Origin of the sequence: Paenibacillus sp. 453mf (assembly GCF_900116105.1) — a bacterium.
GTDB lineage: Bacteria > Bacillota > Bacilli > Paenibacillales > Paenibacillaceae > Paenibacillus > Paenibacillus provencensis.
On the sequence record NZ_FPAC01000001.1, the window covers coordinates 1,321,864 to 1,345,282 of the forward strand.

A 23,419-nucleotide genomic window follows, 5' to 3' on the forward strand; every position below is an offset into this window, starting at 1 on the left:
TGTGCGGAAGCAGAGGTGAGTGGGCTTGGTTGATTTAGGTGTGGTCATGCCAGTATATATACAAAAGCCCGAATTTCTCCAAGAAGCATTGGAATCCGTGTTAAACCAATCTTTTAGTAAATTCAAAATGGTGATTGTTATTGACGGTGCGCCAGAGATGGAACCGCTGGTCAAGAGCATAGTAAAGGGAGATAAGCGTGTTGAAATCGTAGCTTACGCCAATAATCAAGGTGTTGCGCATGCGCTTAATACCGGATTCCAGTATTTGTTCTTGGACAAACATATAGAGTACTTGACGTGGGTCTCAAGTGATAATGTGTACTACCCCTTTTTTCTGGAAACCTTGCGGAAGAAACTGAAAAAGGGTTCAGACGAACTGGGGCTAGTTTACAGCTCTTTCCAGTCCATAGATAATATGGGGAATCGTCTTTACAATGAACACCAGCTGGCAGCGCTCCGTAAATACCAGAGCAGGCCAAAGGAGAAGCTGCTAGATTCATCGATTATCGGTGTTTCGTTTATGTATAAAACAAAGTATGCCAAAATGATTGATGGTTATCATCTTGTACCTGTAGAGGATTATGATTATTGGCTCCGTTTGACGGAAAATTGCGAGATCCGCTACATTCCCGTCGAATTGATGGACTACAGAGTGAATTCGACCTTTAGCGTATCGGCGACACTTAAATCAAGTGAGCAGCATCGAAGATGGAGATACACGTATCATTTGGCTCGTCATTTGGCTCGATCAAGAAGAAAAATGAAGCCTCAAGTGACGGTATTGTTTCCCATAAGCATGGCAAACGAAGCATCCCTCATGAGATTGGAGAACTTGTACGAGCAAAGTTTCAGCAATTACTACTGTTATGTACTGGATCTTACCACAGATCAGAGTGTTCAAACGCTGTTGTCCGAAGTCCCCCATCCAATAACGGATTTCAAGTGGTATCCCACAGTGAACGAAAATGTAGCAAGTCTCATTGCCGTCCAGATGGTTCAAACGCCTTATACGATGATCCTGGGCAATGCTTGTACGACAGACGTTATGGAGATGGAAACCTTGCTAAATGAATTATCCAAGTCCGAGCCTAGCGTGATGTCCAATTATTACACACCAGATCATTCTCAAATCGGTTATCGCTTTTCCCCTTATTTACCACAGAAGCTTGATTACTATAATGAAATGTTCAAAACCGAGCATCTAGAACAGGCATTAAAATTTAAATATAAGAATGCGTGGTAGTGGAAGATGAAAATACTTTTTACATTTTTTAATCCGAGCGGCGGTATGGAAACGTTAAATCGTGTGAGAAGCAAGGCACTTATGGATCGTGGATATGAATGCCATCTATTATATGCTGTTGATGGTGAAGGCCGCAAAAATATAAAAGGGATAAAAACATTTGTAACCAACGATAATGAGGAAATTAAACGCATCATTGAGTCAGAGAATTATGACATGATCGTCGTTTGCACAGACATTCACCTGCTTCAAAAGATAAAAGAAATGGGCTTTCGTGGCAAAGCTGTCTTTGAGATTCAAGGTCTGGGTACAACAGATACTGCTCTTGAACTGCTTAAGGTATTCGATCCAAGTATTCGAGAATTTGCAGACGCGTTGTTATATCCCCGAACTTCGCACCTAAAGCAATGGTTTGAGCAAATCTTTCCTGAAATTCCGCAGTTCTGTTTTGATGATCCTCTCGATACAGAGCATTTTGGATATGTCTCATACCCTGTTAAACCCTTTCCGATTATCGGCTGGATTGGCCGTATCGAACAGAACAAGAATTGGACCGAGTACTTAAGAATAGGTTTTGAATTAAGAAAACAGATTCCAGACCTATATTTATGGATGTTTGATGATGATACACTATCTGATCCCTCGCAAAGAGATTATTTCGAATTTAGCGTACGTACACTAAACTTGTCTGAACGGTTAATTCGATATTCCAATATCCCGCATGAGCAAATGGCAGACTATCTATCGATAATTGGAGATTCAGGGGGATTCTTGTGTTCAACATCTATTAGAGAGGGCTTTGGTTACGCAGTTGCGGAAGCGATGCTATGCAGATGTCCGGTACTATCAACCGATTCGGATGGAGTAAAGCGGCTTATTACGCATAATGTAACAGGCAAATATTACAACCTCGGAGATATTATGCATGCAGTTGGTGAATCTCTGACCTTAATGAGAAATCGGGACTTGAGGAACCAGATAATTTCCGCTGCTGAGCAGCATATTAAAAACGAATTTTCTACCTCTATCTACTGCAATCAATTTCAGTCCATGGTATCTAAGCTAACGACATAGTTTCTGAACTGAATCGTGATACGAGATGGGGGATCGTTTCTCCCGTCTTTTTAGTCATGCGATGCTTCAAGATCTAAATTGGACAATCTAGAAAGATGGTAATAAGAAATGAAGTTAATTGGTTAAATAACTATATGGATTCGGGATTCACAAATTCAGGATCTAAGTTGTTGATATAAAAGGGGAGAATTGATCATGGGAAGAACAAACGGAAGATTAGCTCCATTCGCTAGAATAACTAAATTAACATTAACGTTGGCTCTGACAGGATCCATGGCTGTTATGGGTACTGTTTCAGCGGAGGATACGAGTGCACTCACGGGAAATAAGCCTGCAGGAGGAGAAGGCTTCTATATCAGTGATATTCAGTTTCTAAACGGAACGACGGGACGAGCAGCAGGCAATGGATATATGATCGGTACATCGGATGCCGGTGATCACTGGCAGAACATTTACTCAGGCACATGGCAGTTTACTCAGCTTGATTTCATCAACAATAGAGAGGGTTACGCGCTTGCGAAATCAGCAAGTGGGGGTCCGAACGCATTATTGTATACGGATGATGGCGGAAAATCATTACTCAAGATAAGGACAGGGTCAATGTATCTGCAGCGAATCGATTTCCGGGAGAAGGATCAAGGGTTTGGCTTCTCAAGGGCATACACTTACTACACCTCCGATGGAGGCAGCAGCTGGAGCAAGATTGCAACCCCAACTAACACAAGATATGCTGTATTCTCTGATCCGAAGAAAGGATATGCACTAACGGTTCATCCGGGATACGGATATAAGCTGCATCAAACGACCAATGGTGGCAAGGATTGGGATGTTCGGCTCTCCGCTGCATCCGAGTCAGTCAGTGGCGGCGAAATTGCTGTGAACGGTCAGGAGGTATGGGTGAGACTGAATGGAGGAGCTGGTATGTCTCAGCAATCCTACGCCTTGTATGCTTCGAGGAATGCAGGTCAGAGCTTCTACAAAGTGATCAGTCAAGATACAGCTGGAGCTGGACCTGCGCCGGGTAACTCTGCAGGGTATATCGATGTCGGTCCTGCAGCACCTGCCGGGCATCCTAGGAATTTATCACTGGTGAATGGAGCGGCCTATCTTGCTGGATTCTCGCCGGCAGGTGAGAAGATCGGTGTCGGAAGCTCATTTGATGGGGGAAAGACGTGGACTAACCAGCCTTCTATTGAAGGATATGGTAGTGTCATTTCATTCACGAATATTAAGTCAGGCTGGATGGCGGATACGAGCTTAACGCATCCTGCGATCTATCGAACGATAGACGGAGGTCAACATTGGACCGAGGTCTTGGTGCTGGAGCAGCCTAACGATTGATTCATCATACTCGGCAAGACAGATAAAGCTAATGAGAGTAATACGATATGAATTTACAGAGTGGATTAACAGAGGAGCAGATTGGGATTAATCATCCAATGTCTGCTCCTCTGTGAGGTATGAGATCAACTTTTTTAAGCGATCGGTGTTCCATTGGGCACTTCTTCATCCGGTCTGAGCAAGATAACATCGCCTGCCTCGGGAATGCCGCCAAGTACGAGTACTTCGGATACATATCCGGCGATTCGGCGCGGAGGAAAGTTTACAACTGCAGCGATTTGCCTCCCGATTAATTCATCGGGCGTATATCGTTTCGTAATTTGTGCAGAGGAATGCTTGATACCTAGTTCTCCGAAATGAATCTCCAGCTTGATTGCGGGCTTCCTTGCTTCCGGAAAAGCCTCTGCCTTAACAATGGTGCCGATACGGATATCCAGCTTTAAGAAGTCATCAATGGTTGCCATGTTATATCCTCCATGTTTAATTTTCGGAATCAAGATAACGATACAGTGTAGATTTGCTGATTCCTGTTTCATCTTTGATTTGAGCTAGGCTGTACTGATTGCTTTGATACATGACGATCGCTTTTTTGACATTTTCGTCCGGCTTCTTGGGGCGCCCAGGTCTTATTCCCTTCTGTTTTGCTTCATAGAGTCCTTTTTTTGTCTTTTCACTGATCACATCGCTTTGAAAGTCGAGCAGATGGTGCACCATCTCTTGAAAGATCAATCCCGGAGAAGCACTTGTATCGATGCCTTCTTTTGCTGAAATAAGATAGCAACCTTTATTGCTGAGCTCATCGAGCAATTCGGCAAGGTGTCTGGTTGAATCCGCTAGGGCAAATAATTTAGCTACCACGATATGATCGCCAGACTCGAGCTTGTCCAATAGACCATACAACCCGGTTCGCTTCTTGGCAGAGCCGTGCTCCTCGGCAATGATATAATCGCAGGCATATTGTGCCAATATGGCTTGCTGATCGTTACATAGTAAATCATCCTGATAAGGTCTTACATATCCGATTAACATGAATAAAACTCCTTGGACATTCACTAGTCTCAAAAAGGTTCCATTTTGGAACGATTCGTGATAAACTAACGAAGGTATTGATAGACTTGCTGTTTATCGTGACTTGACTTTTATGAGACTTAAAAGTCAGGCATTTAAAAATATACAAAGAGGTGTGGAGAAAGAGTGTTAGAAAATCTAAAGAGAACATGGTTTTTTAATGTAAGAGCTGATATTCTGTCCGGTATTGTTGTTGCTCTTGCCCTGATCCCGGAAGCCATTGCCTTCTCGCTAATTGCCGGCGTGGACCCTATGGTCGGTTTGTATGCTTCCTTCTGTATCGCTGTAATTATTGCCTTTGCTGGGGGCAGACCAGCGATGATCTCTGCAGCGACAGGGGCTATGGCCCTGGTACTCGCTCCCCTGGTTAGGGAGCACGGAATCGAGTATATGCTCGCGGCTACCATTTTAACAGGTATTATTCAATTTCTGCTTGGCGTGTTCAAAGTGGCTTCACTGATGAAATTTATCCCACGTGCCGTTATGATTGGCTTTGTCAATTCACTGGCAATTCTCATCTTTATGGCGCAGGTCCCTTATTTCTGGGGAATTAATGGAGCCACCTATGTATTCCTCGGAATCACGCTGCTCATCGTATACGTTGTGCCTCGATTCTTCAAGGCCATTCCTGCACCACTGATTGCCATCGTATTGTTAACTGTTGTATCCGTATTTACGGGATTTAGTCTTCAGAACGTAGGAGATATGGGGAACATCACACAGACCTTGCCGTCATTACTGATCCCGAACGTGCCATTTTCTTTAGAAACACTACAGATTATATTACCATATTCTTTTGCGCTCGCAATTGTCGGTTTGCTCGAATCTCTGCTTACCTCATCTATTGTAGATGATATGACAGATACTCAAAGTGACAAGAACCGTGAAGCAAGGGGCCAAGGAATAGCCAACTTTGTAACAGCCTTCTTCGGTGGTATGGCAGGATGTGCAATGATCGGTCAATCCATGATTAACGTCAAGTCAGGCGGACGCAGCCGATTGTCTACGCTTGTGGCCGGACTATTCCTCATGTTCTTGATTCTTGTACTCGGCGATCTAGTTGTCTTGATGCCGATGCCCGTTCTAGCTGGAATCATGGTGATGGTAAGTATCGGGACGTTTGATTGGTCTTCATTCAAATATTTGAAAAAAGCGCCCCGCTCGGACGCACTTGTCATGCTGGTTACAGTCATTATTGTCGTTGCTACTCATGATCTATCCAAAGGCGTCATTGCCGGTGTCATCTTAAGCGCTGTGTTCTTCGTGGCGAAGATATCCAAACTGGAAGTGATCGAGAAAACGGAGGGTGACAAGAAACAGGTGTTCAAAGTTAAAGGGCAATTATTCTTTGCTTCTACAACAACGTTTGAGCAATCGTTTGACCTGTCTGTACAAGACCGCGCCATAGTGATCGACTTTTCCAATTCTCATATTTGGGATGATTCCGCTGTAGGCGCGATTGATAAAGTCATCTTGAAATACAGGGAGAATAACAATGAAGTAAGACTGACCGGACTGAATGAAGCAAGTCAGCGTATGATTGATAAGCTGGCGGTATTTACAGATAGCAAGGGAAAATTGAGTACACATTAAGACAGGTGCGGTTTAAATGCTCTGCAGGAAATACGATGCGAATTCTCAGAACCATCTGCAGCCAGTAAGATCCGTTAGTACATTGATATTCCTCCTCACTCGTTATGTTACATCATAAGGTGCTTGGTCGTGTTAGTCATAAAGTAGTGAAGAATGTACATTGTCCCTTCCTTGTTGTGAAGTAGTTAGGATCAAGAGTGATATACTTGATGAAATAATAAGGAGGTCCTGCTCTGCTGCGTATGCAGAGCAGGACCTCCTTGCGTATATTCTAAGGCTCAAAACCCTGTTGACTAATAAATACACAATCTTCTGGAAAAATTTTTCTCATTCGAGAAAGGACGACTTGATATGCAGCTGAGTTATACCACTCTGTTGAACCGATTTCATTATACAAAGTATGGATTCCCAGTTGTCTTGTTCTTTTGCCGCCGCTGCCATCTCCCATGAAGTAATCATCAATGGTAACACGATTGGTAATATTATAAATCTTGGAAGCAAATGCCTCACTGCTGGGCAGAACTGGGGCGATGGCTGCTTGAGTCGGAATACCTGTCTCCGTTAATTCCTTCAGTGCCTTTAAACGAGCGGCAATAGGAGTAGCTGAGGGAGAGAAATGTTTTCTGACCTCATCAAGATCTGTTTCGATCGTAAGACTGACACGAACTTTGTCTCCTAGTGCTGTGAATAGATCTATATCCCGCGTGACGAGGGGGCTTCTGGTTTGCACCAGTAAAAAATCAGGCGGAGATTCGCACATCACTTCGAGCAGCGAACGAGTAATCTGCTCCTTATATTCGATGGGCTGATAAGGATCTGTACTGGATGACATAAAGATCGTAACTGGACCCTTAGCCTTAGCGCGCTTTAATTCCTTGAGAAATACAGATGACGCTTCCTGCTTAACATCTACCCAAGTTCCCCATTCCGACCCGCGAAATATAGATACAGGCATTCGTCGTACATAGCAATACGAGCATCCGAACGTACAACCTGTATACGGATTTAACGTATGGCTGTATCCGGACAGGAATCCCGTCCCTTTGTTCATGAGCGTCTTTGGAGTCTTATATAAATATTGAATATCTCTCTTCGGCATAGATGATCACCTCGATTCTTAAAGAACATACTCCATTATAATACATGAATCATAATATAGGAACATACATTCTTGTTATTTGATTTAAATAGTTAGGTTATAAGTTATGACATTCGGGTATAAAAGGCGTAGCCGGATAATCCACAATTACCTACATTATTTGAAGTCATATCACAGCATAAAAAGGAGATGTAATGATGATCAAGCGAAATACAATCAAGCTGGCAGATGGAACCGTGCTTCCTGCAATTGGGCAAGGAACTTGGCATATGGGAGATGATCCTTCTGTACGAAATGAAGAAATTGCCGCACTGCGTCTTGGTGTAGAACTGGGAATGCATGTTATTGATACCGCAGAAATGTATGGCGAGGGCCTGGCAGAATCCCTTGTAGGGGAAGCTGTTCAGGGCATACGGGAAGAAGTATTCCTCGTCTCCAAAGTATATCCGCATAATGCAGGACGAAACCGGATCATTACCCGATGTGAACAAAGCTTGCGCAGACTAAAGACAGATCACCTGGATTTGTATTTGCTCCACTGGCGAGGAGACGTACCACTTGCTGAAACCGTAGAAGGAATGGAGAAGCTTGTACAGGACGGCAAAATTGCGCGTTGGGGTGTTTCCAATCTGGATACAGACGATATGGAGGAACTCCTCTCCATATCTAAAGGCAGTAACTGTGCGGTTAATCAGGTATTATATCACCTCGGCTCGAGGGGAATTGAGGTTGATCTAATGCCATGGCAGACCGAGCGTCAGATCCCAATCATGGCCTATTCTCCACTTGCGCAGGGAGGTACATTGCGGCGTGAAATTATTGGCAATGGGACTGTGCAGGCAGTCGCAGAGAAGCATCGTATTACACCACTTCAATTGATGCTTGCCTGGAGTATTCGGAACGGCCAAGTACTCGCCATACCTAAATCCTCCAAGGAGGAGCACGTGAAACAGAACGCTGCTGCATATGAGGTGCAGCTAACTGAAGAAGATCTCAAGGACTTGGATTCAGCATTCCCGAAGCCAGATCATAAAGTACCGCTCGAGATGATCTAGTAAGGAGGCTTTTGTATAAATGATTCAACAAGAAGATATATGTTATTAAACATGACATAGATCTTCTTGTTTTGTTTCGAAGTAATTCAATCTACCTATAATCAGCCAAAATATTACTTAAATTCCCTTATTTACAATACTATCAGTCTAGTATATGTTAATTTTAATAACACAAATAGATTGAGAGTGAGGGATTATAAGTATGAGGAATGGCAAACAGCGAATAATGAGTGTTCTCTTGGCTGGCGGGCTGCTGCTCCCAGTGGCAGGCTTTCCCAGCGAGAGTGAAGCAGCAGCATCTGTAAACACGGAATTGACTGATTTTCTGAACCTAGACTGGGCTCCGAGTGAATGGACTGCAGAGAAAGAATGGGTAAAGACCATCAGTACAGAACAGTTTGCTGAGCTCATTAATCTAGCGGCGAAAGAAGCAGGATCGGAGCGCCTTATTACGGAAGTTCCGCAATCGGGCAAGATTAACCGAGAAATTGCAGCACTCTTATTGGATGAGATCATTGATGTACCTTACGTTGAAGAAATGATGTATCAGGACATTCCGATAAACAGCTATTATGCAAGCTCTATCGGTGTAATCACTACCGCGGGCCTAATGAAGGGAGTTGCTGAGTATACATATGGTTATGGCAAACCACTCACCAAGGAAGATGCAGCAATTGTTGCCCTCAGGCTCTATCAATATTTACAGCCGGTGAGTGTTGCAGAGACATCCATCTCGGATTTGCAGAAGGCTATGACTTCCGGAAGAGTCACCTCGAAAGAGCTGGTGGATATGTATCTGGAGCGAATCGAAAAATACGATGCACAGGGTCCGAAGCTTAACTCTATTATTTCCGTCAACGAACAGGCGGACGAGCTTGCTGAAGAGCTGGATACGGAGCGTGGACAAAGTGGAGCAAGAGGAGCACTGCATGGCATTCCTATTATTCTAAAAGATAATTTCGATACAGCGGATATGCCGACAACGGGAGGCTCGTTAGCATTAGTAGATAGTATTCCCGTGGATGACGCTTATCAAGTAGAGAAGCTAAAAGAAGCCGGCGCAATCATATTAGCGAAGTCTAACCTGCATGAATTTGCATTTGGGTATACAACAGTAAGCTCGGTGTCTGGTCAGACGCTTAATCCGTATAACCTATCCAAAGTACCAGGAGGATCAAGTGGGGGGACGGGTGCATCGATCGCGGCGAGCTTTGCCGCGGCAGGAATGGGAAGTGATACCGGGGGTTCAATTCGGGTGCCGGCTTCATTCAATAATCTGGTCGGTATTCGACCTACTATTGGTTTATCAAGTCGTGACGGGATCATGCCTTTGGCATTGACACAGGATACAGGGGGGCCGATTGCAAGAACTGTTGCTGACGCTGCTGCGATACTTGACGCTACAGTAGGTTATGACCCTGATGATGTGACGACAGCAGCAAGTATCGACCGCATTCCGGAATCATATCTCCATTATTTGGACCCCGCGGGACTCCGTGGTGCAAGAATTGGAATTGTCCGTGAAGTGTTTGGTTCCGATCCAGATATCAATTATGTAATAGATGAGGCAATTCAGGATATGAGAGATCAAGGTGCAGTATTAATAGATGATGTTCAAATTCCTAACTTTGAGCAGATCAACAGTTATGCGAGCCTCAGCGGATGGGAGTTCAAATTCCAGTTTAATGATTATCTCGAAACGCTGGGAGAGGATCGTGAGTATGAGGACCTTGCCGCAATTATTGATTCTGGTTTGTACGATGAATCTGTGAAGACACAGCTCATTGAACGCAATAATCGGGAATCCCTTGAAGATGAATCATACAAAGACATTGTTCTTTATCGTACGAAATTGGCACAGGATGCCGTACTTAAGATGATGGCCGATTATGATCTGGATGCCCTTATTTTTCCTACATCAGCCAATCCCGTTTCTGATATTGGGGATGAGCAAACGATTGGCGACGGATTTAAACTCAGCTCTTTCACAGGGTACCCGACAATAACGGTTCCGGCTGGCTTCAGAGCATCTGACCGCATGCCGGTTGGATTGGATTTTATCGGGAGGCCTTTCAGTGAACCTACACTAATTAAGCTTGCGTATTCCTATGAACAGCATACCAAGCATCGTACTGCTCCTGCGTTAACTCCCTAAAGATCGGTGAACGTGAACGAACGGCGGACTTTTGATTCCGCTGTTTTTTCTGTGTGTCAAATCAGGCAGCTGAGTCATTCCCTCAGACGCTGTGTTATAAATATGATGGATCAGGTAAAATGAGTTCTGATAGCTTCGGTCTTATATGAAATGGAAGGTTGAGGATGAGAGATGAATAAAATCGTATTCGCTGTTATTGGGGCTGGATGGAGAGCTGAATTTTTTCTGCGAATTGCTGCAATGCTTCCGGATTTGTTTGAAGTAAGCAGAGTGCTGGTCAGAAATGAAGCTAAGGCAGACAGATTTCAAAAGAAATGGGGCATACCAAGCGTAACGACATTGGATCAATTCTTAGAGAAGCGGGATTATTCGTATGCGATTATTTCCGTACCTTGGGATGCCAATCCGAATTACATAGCCGAGATGAGCAAGCAGGGAATTCCTGTACTCGCAGAGACTCCTCCTGCACCAGATATTGACGGACTATTGAAGCTGCATGAGGAGCTGCCTTCAAATGCTAAGGTGGAAATTGCAGAGCAGTACTTATATCAGCCTATGCATGCAGCCAGAATTCGTCTCGCCCGGTCCGGCATCCTTGGTGAAGTATCTCATGTTCAAGTATCAGCCGCCCACGGGTATCATGGAATAAGCCTGATCAGGGAATTGCTAGGTGTCGGTTATGAGAAGGCAAAAATCACAGGACATCAATTGACAAGTCCAATTGTGAAAGGACCGGACAGACAGGGCTTGCCTGAATCCGAAGAGAAGGTGCAGTCCGTTCAAGAGCTGGCAATATTTCAATTTGGAGTGAAAACAGCGGTGTTTGATTTTTCAAATGTTCAATATTTCTCATGGATTCGGGGGGATCGGATATTGGTTCGCGGCGACCGTGGAGAAATCGTCAATGATGAGGCGACTTATCTGAAGGATTTCAGAACGCCAATCACGTCCCTACTGAGAAGAATAGATACAGGGCATGGTGGGAATCTGGAAGGATACGCGCACCGTGGAATTCAGTTTGAGTCGGAGATGATCTATGAGAATCGATTTGAGAGTGGAAGACTGTCAGACGATGAGATTGCTGTTGCGACAAGCATGTATAAGATGGGTCTGTACGCGTTAGATCTGGGACCGTCATTCTATAGTTTTGCAAAGGCAGCGCAGGATCATTATTTATCCCTTATGATGAAGAGATCGATTAAAGAAGGCCAAGAGGTCGTCACTGAAATTATGCCGTGGTCAAGCAGGTGAGCAGCACTCGCCAAACAGACTCCGTTGTTCCCAATACACAAATGGTTCATTATTTCAACGAAAACCTCGTATTTTTCTGTCATTTGGGTAAATTACTTAAGTCAAGTTATATACCAGAATATAAATGACTGACAGGAGACATGCGAAAATGGCTAAATTAACAGACAAAGTGGCGATCATTACGGGAGGGGCCGGCGGAATCGGTAAAGTAACAGCAGAGCTTTTTCTTAAGGAAGGCGCAAAAGTTGTTATTGTGGACCTTATGCAGGATGCACTGGATACCGTGAAGTCGGAGTTGTCATCCCTCGGAGAAATCGTCGCAATACAAGCAGATGTATCAAATGAAGCGGATGTTGAGAAGTATGTAAAAGCGACTGTTGATCAATTTGGCAAAATTGATATTTTCTTCAACAACGCCGGGATTGAAGGAAAAGTTGCGCCGATCATGGAACAAAAGGTTGAGGATTTCGATAAAGTAATCTCTGTTAATGTCAGAGGTGTTTTCCTGGGATTGAAGCATGTGCTTAAGGTGCTTGTCAACCAAGGCTATGGTAGTGTAATCAACACTTCATCCGTTGCCGGCTTAAGCGGCAGCATTGGGGTAACGCCATATATTGCCTCCAAGCACGCGGTTGTAGGACTGACCAAGGCAACGGCGCTCGAAGTAGCCAGCAAAAATGTCCGGGTAAATTCCATTCATCCTTCACCTGTCAACACACGTATGATGCGTTCCTTGGAAACGGGGATGCATACGGATCAAGAGACGTTGGCGAAATCCATCCCGCTCGGACGCTATGCGGAATCCAGTGATATTGCTAATCTTGTATTATTCCTTGCTTCCGACGATAGTGCATTTATTACTGGTGTGCAGTATCGCGTTGATGGCGGTATGGGTGCGATGTAATTCATGTAACTACAATACACAGTAATCGATAACACTTTTCGGCTATGCTGCTGAGAAGGGTTTTTTGTGATGTAAGGTTGCCATTCTGTACCCTATGCTTCTAATTTATGCATTAATTATCAGAATAAAAATTCCAGTTGTGGAAAATATACAAGGGGTAGGCTTGACCTAACCCATACTATAGGAAAGTAGGTACATGAGTTGGATACAAATAATACGGATCCAAGAACGAACATAGAAGACGAGGGAACTTTAACGAATCGACAAGGCCATCCGATTACGAATAATCAGAATATTAGAACCGTCAGCAACCGGGGACCCGCTACACTGGAAAACTACGATTTTATCGAAAAGATCAGTCATTTTGACCGGGAAAAAGTGCCGGAACGAATTGTACACGCCAGAGGAGCAGGTGCACATGGTTATTTTGAAGCCTATGGTACATGCGGAGATGAGCCCATATCCAAGTACACTCGTGCTAAGCTGTTTCAGGAAAAAGGAAAGCAGACCCCGGTCTTTGTGCGTTTCTCTACCGTGGTACATGGATTGCACTCGCCTGAAACCGTACGTGACCCACGGGGATTTGCAGTTAAATTTTATACAGAGGATGGCAATTGGGACCTTGTTGGGAATAACCTCAAAATCTTCTTTATACGAGATGCGATGAAATTTCCTGATATGATCCATGCCTTCCGCCCAGATCCGGTGACAAATATTCAAGATGCGAGACGGTTCTTCGATTTCTGTGCCAATTCGCCGGAATCCTTTCACATGGTGACGTTTGTCTATTCTCCATGGGGAATTCCAGCTAACTACCGAATGATGCAAGGCTCGGGAGTTAACACATACAAATGGGTGAATCAAGAAGGTAAAGCAGTGCTGGTCAAATACCATTGGGAGCCAAAGCAAGGTATTAAGAACCTCACTGCGAAGGAAGCTGAGGAGATTCAAGGAAAGAACTTCAACCATGCGACACAGGATTTGTACGAGGCCATCGAGAATGGTAACTACCCTGAGTGGGAGCTGTTCGTGCAGATCATGGAGGATGGTCCGAATGCAGAGCTTGATTTTGATCCGCTTGATGACACAAAGCTGTGGCCAAATGATCAGTTCCCATGGAAAAAGGTTGGCCGCATGGTGCTGAACAAGTCTCCTGAGAACTATTTCAATGAAGTGGAGCAGTCTGCTTTTGGTACAGGGGTATTGGTGGACGGACTTGATTTCTCGGATGACAAAATGCTGCAGGGGCGAACCTTCTCCTATTCCGATACACAGCGCTATCGTGTAGGTGCGAACTATTTGCAGCTGCCGATTAATGCCGCGAAGAAGCGTGTCGCAACCAACCAGGAGGGCGGACAGCTTCGTTATTACAACGATAAGGCACCTGGGCAGAACCTGCATGTGAACTACGAGCCATCCAGTATGGGCGGATTGAAGGAAGCGGAGCAGACGGGCAAAGAGCACACACCATATGTTGAAGGCCATCTCGTGCGGGAGTCAATTGATCGCAATGACAATACGAAGCAGGCAGGCCAAACCTACCGTGATTTTGAGCAGTGGGAAAAAGATGAGCTGATCAGCAACATGGTGAATGACATTGCCATCTGTCCGAAGGATATTCAAGATAAGATGATTGCTCTTGCGGAGCAGGCTGATGAAGACTATGGCCGCCGCTTGAGAGAAGGCATCGCAGAGAAGATCAAAATGATGGGTGACAACAATAGTGTCTCACAGACACATCCGCTTGGAGCCAATGATGCACCTCAGGCAGTGGATGAGGCAATTCAAAAAGGACATGAACAGGATCCTTATTAAGGATTGCTTGCACATGTTAGCTGACTGAGTGCGGTCATCAGTGGTTAATGAAATACATAGGCGCAAGTTCTCTTGGGTCTGAAAAATAAAGTAACCCTCAACACATGAACCATATTCATGCTGTTGAGGGATTTTTTATGCTGTATGATAAGATGGAAACGTAGTTTCGTTAGATCACATGGAGGGGATCAAAATTCTAGCTTATCCTTATAATACATCCAGGGAAGAAAAGTGGAGATTTATAGAACAGATCAAAGACAGGCTTCTGGCTAAGCATGAAGACATTATTATAGCGATTGGAGTATATGGTTCCATTGGACAGCACTCAGATGGGGCGTATTCCGATATTGAGCTTCACGTTGTAACCAAAGATGGTACAAGCATTGCTGAGCTTGAGATCGTGTATCCGCCATTCAAACTGGAAATTGGAGTTACAGAACGGACAAAATGGCTGGCTAAATTAAGACGTGTGGATGACAGCTGGGCGATTTGGTATGGAGCTTTCGTTCATATCATTTCCTTGTACGACCCGGAAGGTTTCTTTGCTACAGTGAAGAAATTGGAATTATCGATATCTGATGAAAAAATAAAGACGATAATGCGTGAATTCATGATCTGGGAACCGTACGAAACGATGGGCAAAATTCGTAATTGCTATAACAATGGTGACCTTACTTATCTCTCTCGTGCAGCTTATGATATAACCTGGCAAACGGCAAAATTGATCGGTCTTGCAAATAAACAATATTACAGTACCAGGGCTGCGACATATAAAGAATCTCTTCTCATGCCATCTATTCCTTCTGGTTATCAAGCGCTCGTTGCGAAAGTAATCGAGGGGGATCTGCGGAACAAAGAGGGGCTTTATCATCTATGTGAAGACTTATGGACGGGATTAAACGAGTGGTATTTACAGCTGGGTATTGTATATGTCAGCAAGGAACTTTCGATATAATATAGTTCTTTAGATATATAATTTAATCACTGTATTGACCATATTTCCATTGTTTGTTATATTACTTACACAACAAATGCATATCTCAAGTAGTCTTTCCGAGACGGGGCTGCTACTTGATCGGCAATAGAGCCGCTTGCTTATCTAAGAAGATAAGGGAGCGGCTCTTTTTGTTTAATTATGCATTTTTAATAATCAATTAGAGGAGTGTTGTACATGTATCGACCTTTAACAGAGAAAGGCAAACCTGCATTTGGAGGAATCCGCACATTTATGCATCTTCCGCATATCAAGACATTGGATCATGTCGATTATGCAATCATCGGCAATCCTTTTGATACTGGCGCGGGTTACGCAGTGGGCACAAGATTTGGTCCGTCGGCGATTCGGGAAATGTCACAGCGAATTAGAACGACAAATCCTGCTCAAGGGATTGATAGCAGCGAGTATTTGTCTGGAATCGATTATGGGGACCTCTCCATATATCCTGGTTATATTGAACAGACGTATGAAACCGTTCAAGAGCAGCTTGCTCCAGTCTACGATAACGGTATTGTTCCCATTATTCTAGGAGGAGACCATTCCATATCCTATCCACATGTGAAGGCTGCTGCAGCCAAATATGGTCCCATCAGCCTGGTTCATTTTGATTCCCATTCGGATGCCTGGGAACCTATGGATGATACACGTAAGTTTTCTCATGGTAATATGTTTTATCATGGAGCTAAAGAAGGCTGGATCAATACTCAGACCTCAATTCAAATGGGAATGCGGGGGCATTCGAGCTTAACCCATTATGAAGAAACTCGTGCGCTTGGTTTTGACCTCCTTACTACAGATGATGTGAAGAGTATGGGGACGGAGCAGTTGTGTCAAACAGTGAAGGACAGAGTGAAAGACACGCCTGTCTTTCTAACCTTTGATATAGATTTTCTTGATCCGGTGTATGCACCAGGTACTGGTACGCCTGAAGTCGGGGGATTTACGACTTATGAAGCAATTCAGATGCTAAGAGGACTTGCTGGAATACATATTGTCGGATGTGATCTTGTCGAAGTGCTGCCCGACCGTGATCCAACAAGGGTAACGGCTCTTAACGCGGCCACGATTGTATCGGAGTTTATTACACTTCTAGCTATACATCGCCGGAGCCAAAACCGATTGGCTGCAGAATCTATGACTGTCTAACTTCGTGTTTTATAAAAAAACATCCGCTGAAGCATATTCAGCGGATGTATTAAGGTTGTTAGGGCTGCTTAATGTCATATCATATAGGCTGACTTAGTACAGAATCAGCGACCTCGATTAATTTTCTCCGTTCATTCATTGCTTGTGTGCGCATCATTTCATAGGCTTTGTTCTCACTTATATTTTTCTGCCTGCTAAGTGACAGCTTGGCGCTTTCAACACGCTTGATTTCATCAAGCTTGCTAGATAAGAAACGATACTCACGTTCCAAATGGACCCGCATCTGATAGTTCTTTACTCCTATGAGCAATGACCATTGAAGTTCATTGTCATTCATACCTGAGCAAAGCACGCCGTCGAGCTTCTCATGGGGAGCGGCGGTAGCTGGTTTTCGTTCATCGCACCACCACAGAATAGGGAAAGAAAATAAGGAGTTAGCAGAATGAAGCCATTTCTTCAGTCGGCAAGCAGGCAAATCGAGGATGATCATTTCAAACCTGTTCTGTGTAAGTTCTCCCATACATTCAGCTTCAACAGACTCAACACGATAACCTAGTTCCTTAAGCTTGACATCAACTTGACATTTGTTCGTCGGGATATCATGAACATGCAATAATCTTGGTTTCATAATTTACCCATCACCTCGAAGTAGGAATTGAGACAACAGCTTTCGTGTTTTGTGTATGTACAAAGATGAATGAACCTGATTAATGATAATTTATATAATACATCTATTTAAAAGTCAACAGATTAGGTAAAGTAACATGACATATTTGTACAAAAAACAATAATTTTCAAGATAATATGTTAAACATATTGACATAACTAATTCCTGTTTCTATAATTGCATTACACAACTGCATACAAGCATGCATCCTCTGGAATGGGATGTTTGTCTATGGCAAAGAGGCCGCTTAATCATAAGCGGCCTCTTTTTGCTTTTTTCTTAGAAAATAGAATGGAGTGAGATGAAGATGAAATATCGTCCACAGATTGAAATGGGGAAACCGTTGTATTCAGGAATCCATACTTTTATGCATTTGCCTTATGTTCAGAACCTGGAAGTAGACGTTGATTTTGCCGTAATCGGCGTTCCGTTTGACACGGGTGTCAGTTATGGAATTGGTGCTAGGTTCGGACCATCAGCGATTCGTAGCATGTCTCAGCGGATCAGGCCCATCTCTCCCGTACACCAGATTGATATTTCTGAATATTTATCAGGAGTAGATTATGGGGATCTAATCGTTCATCCAGGCTATATCGAACAGTCTTATCAGGCAATTGAAGATCAGCTGACTCCAGTATTTGGAGCAGGTATAGTACCGATATTGCTGGGAGGAGATCATTCCATATCATTACCCCACTTAAGAGCAGCAGCCAAGAAGCATGGTCCTGTATGTTTGGTGCATTTCGATTCCCATTCCGATACTGGACGATCCAAACATCCGGAAAGAATGTGGTCGCATGGAGCTGTTTTCAGTTATGCAGTAGATGAGGGTCTAATTGATCCTTATCATTCAATCCAGATGGGAATGAGAGGAACAACGTACCGTGCAGGAGGGCTGGAGGAAGCTAGAGCTATGGGTTTTGAGGTGTTGACGACAGATGATGTCAGAGATTTAACTATTCCTGAACTTTGTCGCAAGGTTAAAGAGCGTGTCGGAGATCGCCCGGTGTTCCTTACCTTTGATATTGATTTTCTTGATCCGGTCTATGCGCCTGGAACGGGAACACCAGAGGTCGGAGGCTTTACAACCTATGAAGCTCAGAAGATGCTGAGAGGCTTGGCAGGTATTGATTTTATTGGTTTTGATCTGGTAGAGGTTCTGCCTGACCGTGATCCAAGTCAAGTGACGGCACTGAATGCAGCTAATATTGGGTTCGAGTTTATCAGCTTGCTTGCGGTAAAGCGTAGAGATAACTCGGAACTGGTGACTAAGGTGGAAGGGGATGTGTCTTATGAGAAAATGGTTTAAAAAAATGGCATTATACCCCCTGTTATGCATGCTATTAATAACAGGCTGCGGCTCGCAGGGAGAAGGATCCGTAACCGCAGTGGGTGCGTCTTCCGGTGGTAGTACTTCACAAGCAAACCAATTGACTATCGGAATCACCAATCCTCCGCTTATGTTTAACCCGATTGATTCGGATGGCAGTGGGTCGAGCGGTGCTGTATTTACGTATCGTTATTTCTTTGACAGTTTGATCAAGACGACAGGACCGCTTCAATTTGACCTTCAGCTGGCAGAGTCTTTTGATACAGAGGATAATCAAACATTCAAAATTGCTATCCATCCCGATGCAAACTGGACAGATGGTGAACCAATCACAGCAGAAGACGTTGAATTTACGATCAATCTGATTGCAAATCCAAACACCATAACTACCCAGCGGAGTGCTATTTTTTCATTGGATGGTCTGAATGAGAAAGGAATGCTGCCGGAAGGAACGGACAAGCTCGAATCCATTAAAGTCATTGATGACAAGCATCTGGAGCTGCGCACCAAAACCCCGGTTGATCCCAATCTCGTATATGAACGCTTCTCAGATGTGCTGATTGTACCTAAGCATGTATTGTCTGACGTGAACCCTGCGGAACTGAACCAACATCCGTTTTGGCGTAGTCCCAATGTAACATCCGGACCGTATTCTTTTGTTAAGTATGAGAACAAATCTTATGTTGAGCTGGCTGCCAATCCAGATTATTACCGGGGAGAGCCGAAGATAGAGAAAATATTTATTAAAATTATGCCAGCTGCCAATATGGTCGCCCAATTAAAGTCAGGTGAGCTCAATATGAATGCTGCGCAAGGCGTCGGAAACATTCCGGCTACGGAGTGGAGCACGGTCAAATCAATTGATGGACTAAAGACGCTTGAAGAGCAGACCCGTAGATATAATTCCATCGAAATTAATACCGAACGGTTCCCCGATAAAAAAGTGCGCCAAGCTCTTGCCTACGCAATTGATCGTCAGATGATTGTAGATCAGCTGATGCCTGGAACAGGAGAGCTGCAAGACGGTCCTTATTCGAATAGCCATCCTTACCATGACGAGAATATCCTCAAATATTCCTACGATCCAGAACTTGCCAAACAAATGTTAGCTGAAGCAGGGTTCGACATGAATACTCCCATTGAGCTTATTGTTCCAACAGGAGATAGAACACGAGAAATGGCAGGGAATATTATTCAACAAAATTTTCAGGCAATAGGCCTGAAGGTGAATCAGGTCAATTTCGATTTTCCGACAACGGTATCTAAGCTTGTTTCCGGAGATTTCGATCTTGCGCTCAGCAGTTTCGGGAGCATTATCGATCCGGATGGGCCGGCAACGGTCTACCGATCAACTGCAGCTCTTAACGATATGCGATATAACAATCCGGATGTAGACAAGCTGTTTGATGCGGGCATGGCAGAGACGGACCCTGAGAAACGGAGTGAGATCTATGACAAGCTTCAGAATATCATTCAGGAGGATGTTCCACTCATCACGGTTTACTCAGAGTATAACCTCGTGGCAATAGGAGAGGACATCAACGGCAAGGGTGGTGTCGTCGATGGCATGCACTATGACGTCAACACATGGGAACGTAGATAAAGATCTGCAATAATCGAAGGAGGTGCAGCATGAACGAATTACTGACGGTTCGAGAGCTGAAAACCAATTTCCGTACAGAAACAGGAGAAGTGACTTCCGTTGATGACGTCAGCTTCTCTCTTCAAGAAGGTGAGACCTTATGTATCGTTGGCGAATCTGGCTGTGGAAAAAGTGTAACATCTCTATCCATCCTGCGCTTGCTTGGGCGCAGCGGTTATATATCGCACGGATCCATTCGGTTCCAGGATAAGGAACTGGCGGAGCTTCCAGAAGCTGAGCTAATTAAACTTCGGGGCAAAGATATCTCCATGATATTTCAGGACCCGATGTCCTCGCTAAATCCCGTTTTTACGATCGGAAATCAGTTAATTGAGGTTATCCGGATGCATTTGGGTTTGAACACTAAACAAGCCAGAGAGCACGCAGTATCCTTACTTAAGCAAGTTGGATTTTCGAGAGCAGAGCAGATTCTTGGTCAATATCCCCATACATTATCAGGTGGAATGAAACAGCGGGTTATGATTGCCATGGCTCTTGCCTGTAAACCGAAGCTCCTGATTGCGGATGAACCAACGACAGCTCTGGATGTGACGATTCAAGCCCAAATTCTCCAGCTGATTAAAGATATTCGCTCCGAATACGGTACTTCAATCATGTTGATTACCCATGACCTAGGTGTGGTTGCAGAGATGGCGGATCGAATTATCGTCATGTATGCCGGTCAGGTAGTTGAGGAAGCGGAAGTATTCGAGCTGTTTGATCATCCCGCTCACCCCTATACCAATGGCTTGATGGAATCCATCCCTCATATTGAGATGGATGACGCGAGGCTTCACTCTATTCAAGGATCGGTTCCTTCCCTGCAAGAGATGCCTACAGGCTGCAGATTCATGAAGCGATGCACAAAAGCTGGGGAACTGTGTAATTCACTTCCTCCACTTACAGAGATTAAAGCAGCTCACAAAGTAAGATGCTGGTATCCAATGATGACGGACAATTTGTCCAAGATCGAGGGGTGAATTCGATGTCTACCATACAGATGAATAAAAAGGAGAACATCAAGGCCGCAACGCCTCTGCTTCAACTAGAAGCTGTTCATAAATATTACTCAATCAAAAAAGGAGTGTTCTCCAAAACCATCGGTCACATCAAAGCGGTGGATGGGGTGAACTTAACGGTGTTCCCTGGTGAAACTGTCGGGCTTGTAGGGGAGTCAGGCTGCGGAAAATCGACGCTTGGGAGGAGCATTGTTAAGCTGGAGGAGGTTAGTAAAGGCAAAGTCCTATTTGAGGGAAAGGATATTGCTCCACTGCCTCTTGGTGCAATGCGGGGGGTACGGCGCGATTTGCAAATGATTTTTCAAGATCCATATTCATCCTTGAATCCGAGAAAGCGGATCGTGGACTTGATGACAGAGCCTCTCAAAGTTCTGCGGGGAATGACGGATGCAGAGGCAATACAGCAGACTTCCTGGCTGATGGAAATTGTGGGATTGCCTCTATCGAGTCTTGGTAAATATCCTCACGAATTCTCGGGAGGGCAACGTCAGAGAATTGGCATTGCTCGTGCTGTGGCCTTGAAGCCAAAACTAATCGTCTGTGACGAACCCGTCTCGGCACTGGATGTGTCGATCCAAGCTCAAATCTTGAACCTGCTAAAGGATTTGCAGCAAGAGTTTAGCCTGACATATCTGTTCATCGGGCATGGACTAGGCTCGGTTAAATATATGAGTGACCGAATTGCAGTCATGTATTTAGGGAAAATCGTCGAATTTGCTTCTGCCAAAGCCTTGTTCCATCGTCCGAAGCATCCTTATACCAAGGCGCTGTTGGATGCATATCCTGTACCTAATCCACATCTTCGAAATAAAGAACGCATCCTCCTGCAAGGGGATGTTCCGAGTCCATCAGCACCACCAGCAGGCTGTCGTTTTCACACCCGTTGTCCACTGGCAAATAATAAATGTAAGGAAGAGGAACCTCTGCTTACTGAGAATCGATCTGACCCGGACCATCACTATGCCTGTCATTATCCGCTTATAAGTAACGAAATAGAGAGGTCTAGTGAAGAGAGGTTGATCTATGTTTAATTACATTATTCGAAGATTGCTCATTGCACTCCCGGTGCTTCTTGGTGTCACCTTTCTTAACTTTGTGCTAATTAACCTGGCTCCAGGTGATCCGGTGGACATGTACGTGAACCCAGATGTAACGGAGGAGGACAAGCAGATTCGGAGGGAAGCGCTAGGACTGAATGATCCGTTCATGATCCGTTATTTTAAATGGCTAGCGAATCTATTACAGGGTGATCTTGGGCATTCCTTCAGTTCGTTCCAGCCTGTTACAACCATGATTTCAGAACGCATTGGCCCGACCTTGCTGTTAGTCGGAGCTTCCATATTGTTTGGTTATTTGATTGCTATACCTATTGGTATATACTGTGCTGTCAAATCCGGATCCAAATTTGATTACTTGATGTCAACCGGCTCTCTTCTGGGTGTATCCATCCCCAATTTTTTTCTTGGTTTAGGTCTTATTTATATCTTCGGTGTTCTGCTAGGTATACTTCCAACCGGTGGTATGAACTCAATGGGAGGCAGCGGAGGGTTCTGGGATACACTGACTCATCTCATCCTGCCTACGATTACTCTAGGGACCTCGATATCCGGAGGGATGATCCGTTATGTGCGATCAAGTGTCATTGAAGTGCTTGGACAAGAGTATCTAAGGACAGCTCGGGCTAAGGGGATGAAGGAATTCATCGTTATTAACAAACATGCACTAAAAAATGCGCTGATCCCTCTTATCACTATTGCCGGTCTTGATATTCCAATACTGATCGGCGGTGCAGTAATTACAGAAACTATATTTCAATGGAACGGAATGGGCCAGCTCACCATTCAAGCCATATTCTCAAGAGATTTTCCGCTGCTTATGGGTGTAAATATGCTTGCCGCCTTGTCTGTGCTAGCCGCAAATCTATGGTCTGATGTTATGTATGCGGTCGTTGATCCACGAATCAAATATAGTTAATGAAAGGAGTGAGATGAATGCCTTCACTAAATGTGCAGCCTATTGC

At 44.3% G+C, this 23,419-nt stretch carries 20 protein-coding genes; 16 read left to right on the forward strand and 4 right to left on the reverse strand.

Going from position 1 to position 23,419, the window contains the following annotated elements; translation table 11 throughout:
- Window positions 1-25: 25 nt before the first annotated feature.
- From BM415_RS06360 to BM415_RS06370, 3 genes are all read left to right on the forward strand, one after another.
- On the forward strand, window positions 26-1,243 hold the full coding sequence (locus tag BM415_RS06360) for a glycosyltransferase family 2 protein (RefSeq protein WP_091159096.1): 1,218 nt from the start codon (window positions 26-28) through the stop codon (window positions 1,241-1,243).
- A 6-nt stretch (window positions 1,244-1,249) separates the two neighbouring features.
- The gene (locus tag BM415_RS06365) at window positions 1,250-2,317 is read left to right on the forward strand and encodes a glycosyltransferase family 4 protein (protein WP_091155845.1); all 1,068 of its coding nucleotides are present in this window, start codon (window positions 1,250-1,252) and stop codon (window positions 2,315-2,317) included.
- 195 nt (window positions 2,318-2,512) lie between these two features.
- Window positions 2,513-3,658, forward strand: a complete 1,146-nt coding sequence (locus BM415_RS06370) for a WD40/YVTN/BNR-like repeat-containing protein (RefSeq protein WP_091155848.1) — start codon at window positions 2,513-2,515, stop codon at window positions 3,656-3,658.
- Window positions 3,659-3,792: 134 nt separating this feature from the next.
- On the opposite strand, the gene csaA is transcribed toward BM415_RS06370, so the two are convergent.
- Window positions 3,793-4,122 (reverse strand): chaperone CsaA, encoded by a 330-nt coding sequence (gene csaA, locus BM415_RS06375; RefSeq protein WP_091155850.1) that lies wholly within the window; start codon window positions 4,120-4,122, stop codon window positions 3,793-3,795.
- A 16-nt stretch (window positions 4,123-4,138) separates the two neighbouring features.
- Window positions 4,139-4,687: a recombinase family protein gene (locus BM415_RS06380; protein WP_091155851.1), complete on the reverse strand. Its 549-nt coding sequence runs from the start codon at window positions 4,685-4,687 to the stop codon at window positions 4,139-4,141.
- Window positions 4,688-4,852: 165 nt separating this feature from the next.
- On the opposite strand from BM415_RS06380, the gene BM415_RS06385 reads away from it, so the two are divergent.
- Entirely contained in the window at window positions 4,853-6,319 is a 1,467-nt protein-coding gene (locus tag BM415_RS06385) for a SulP family inorganic anion transporter (RefSeq protein ID WP_091155854.1), read from the forward strand.
- Window positions 6,320-6,590: 271 nt separating this feature from the next.
- On the opposite strand, the gene BM415_RS06390 is transcribed toward BM415_RS06385, so the two are convergent.
- Complete coding sequence (locus BM415_RS06390; protein WP_091155855.1) at window positions 6,591-7,418, reverse strand: SPL family radical SAM protein; 828 nt, start codon at window positions 7,416-7,418, stop codon at window positions 6,591-6,593.
- A 194-nt stretch (window positions 7,419-7,612) separates the two neighbouring features.
- Between BM415_RS06390 and BM415_RS06395 the strand changes: the two genes are divergently transcribed.
- The 7 genes from BM415_RS06395 (at window position 7,613) to speB (BM415_RS06425) (ending at window position 16,741) form a co-directional block, all read left to right on the forward strand.
- Window positions 7,613-8,473, forward strand: coding sequence for an aldo/keto reductase (locus BM415_RS06395; RefSeq protein ID WP_091155858.1), 861 nt, complete (start codon window positions 7,613-7,615; stop codon window positions 8,471-8,473).
- A 202-nt stretch (window positions 8,474-8,675) separates the two neighbouring features.
- On the forward strand, window positions 8,676-10,628 hold the full coding sequence (locus BM415_RS06400) for an amidase family protein (protein ID WP_091155859.1): 1,953 nt from the start codon (window positions 8,676-8,678) through the stop codon (window positions 10,626-10,628).
- Between the two features lie 171 nt (window positions 10,629-10,799).
- Complete coding sequence (locus tag BM415_RS06405; protein WP_091155862.1) at window positions 10,800-11,879, forward strand: Gfo/Idh/MocA family protein; 1,080 nt, start codon at window positions 10,800-10,802, stop codon at window positions 11,877-11,879.
- Between the two features lie 148 nt (window positions 11,880-12,027).
- A complete protein-coding gene (locus BM415_RS06410) occupies window positions 12,028-12,783 on the forward strand; it encodes an SDR family NAD(P)-dependent oxidoreductase (RefSeq protein WP_091155864.1) in 756 nt (251 codons plus the stop codon).
- A gap of 201 nt (window positions 12,784-12,984) precedes the next feature.
- Window positions 12,985-14,598: a catalase gene (locus tag BM415_RS06415; protein WP_091155866.1), complete on the forward strand. Its 1,614-nt coding sequence runs from the start codon at window positions 12,985-12,987 to the stop codon at window positions 14,596-14,598.
- A gap of 178 nt (window positions 14,599-14,776) precedes the next feature.
- Window positions 14,777-15,553 (forward strand): kanamycin nucleotidyltransferase C-terminal domain-containing protein, encoded by a 777-nt coding sequence (locus BM415_RS06420; protein WP_244533163.1) that lies wholly within the window; start codon window positions 14,777-14,779, stop codon window positions 15,551-15,553.
- A 216-nt stretch (window positions 15,554-15,769) separates the two neighbouring features.
- Window positions 15,770-16,741: an agmatinase gene (gene speB / locus BM415_RS06425; RefSeq protein WP_091155869.1), complete on the forward strand. Its 972-nt coding sequence runs from the start codon at window positions 15,770-15,772 to the stop codon at window positions 16,739-16,741.
- Between the two features lie 79 nt (window positions 16,742-16,820).
- On the opposite strand, the gene BM415_RS06430 is transcribed toward speB (BM415_RS06425), so the two are convergent.
- The gene (locus BM415_RS06430) at window positions 16,821-17,369 is read right to left on the reverse strand and encodes an ANTAR domain-containing response regulator (protein WP_091155871.1); all 549 of its coding nucleotides are present in this window, start codon (window positions 17,367-17,369) and stop codon (window positions 16,821-16,823) included.
- 346 nt (window positions 17,370-17,715) lie between these two features.
- Between BM415_RS06430 and speB (BM415_RS06435) the strand changes: the two genes are divergently transcribed.
- Genes speB (BM415_RS06435) through BM415_RS06455 form a run of 5 tightly spaced genes read left to right on the forward strand, consistent with a single transcriptional unit; the run spans window position 17,716 to window position 23,373 of the window.
- Complete coding sequence (speB, locus tag BM415_RS06435) at window positions 17,716-18,717, forward strand: agmatinase (protein WP_091155873.1); 1,002 nt, start codon at window positions 17,716-17,718, stop codon at window positions 18,715-18,717.
- Window positions 18,701-20,341: an ABC transporter substrate-binding protein gene (locus BM415_RS06440; protein WP_170862382.1), complete on the forward strand. Its 1,641-nt coding sequence runs from the start codon at window positions 18,701-18,703 to the stop codon at window positions 20,339-20,341. Before speB (BM415_RS06435) ends, BM415_RS06440 begins: the two co-directional genes overlap by 17 nt.
- Before the next feature lie 29 nt (window positions 20,342-20,370).
- Window positions 20,371-21,360, forward strand: a complete 990-nt coding sequence (locus BM415_RS06445) for an ABC transporter ATP-binding protein (RefSeq protein ID WP_091155877.1) — start codon at window positions 20,371-20,373, stop codon at window positions 21,358-21,360.
- Between the two features lie 5 nt (window positions 21,361-21,365).
- Window positions 21,366-22,430 carry an ABC transporter ATP-binding protein gene (locus tag BM415_RS06450; RefSeq protein WP_091155880.1) on the forward strand — a complete coding sequence of 355 codons (1,065 nt, stop codon included), beginning with the start codon at window positions 21,366-21,368 and terminating at the stop codon, window positions 22,428-22,430.
- Window positions 22,423-23,373, forward strand: a complete 951-nt coding sequence (locus BM415_RS06455; RefSeq protein WP_091155881.1) for an ABC transporter permease — start codon at window positions 22,423-22,425, stop codon at window positions 23,371-23,373. Before BM415_RS06450 ends, BM415_RS06455 begins: the two co-directional genes overlap by 8 nt.
- The last annotated feature ends 46 nt before the right edge of the window (window positions 23,374-23,419 follow it).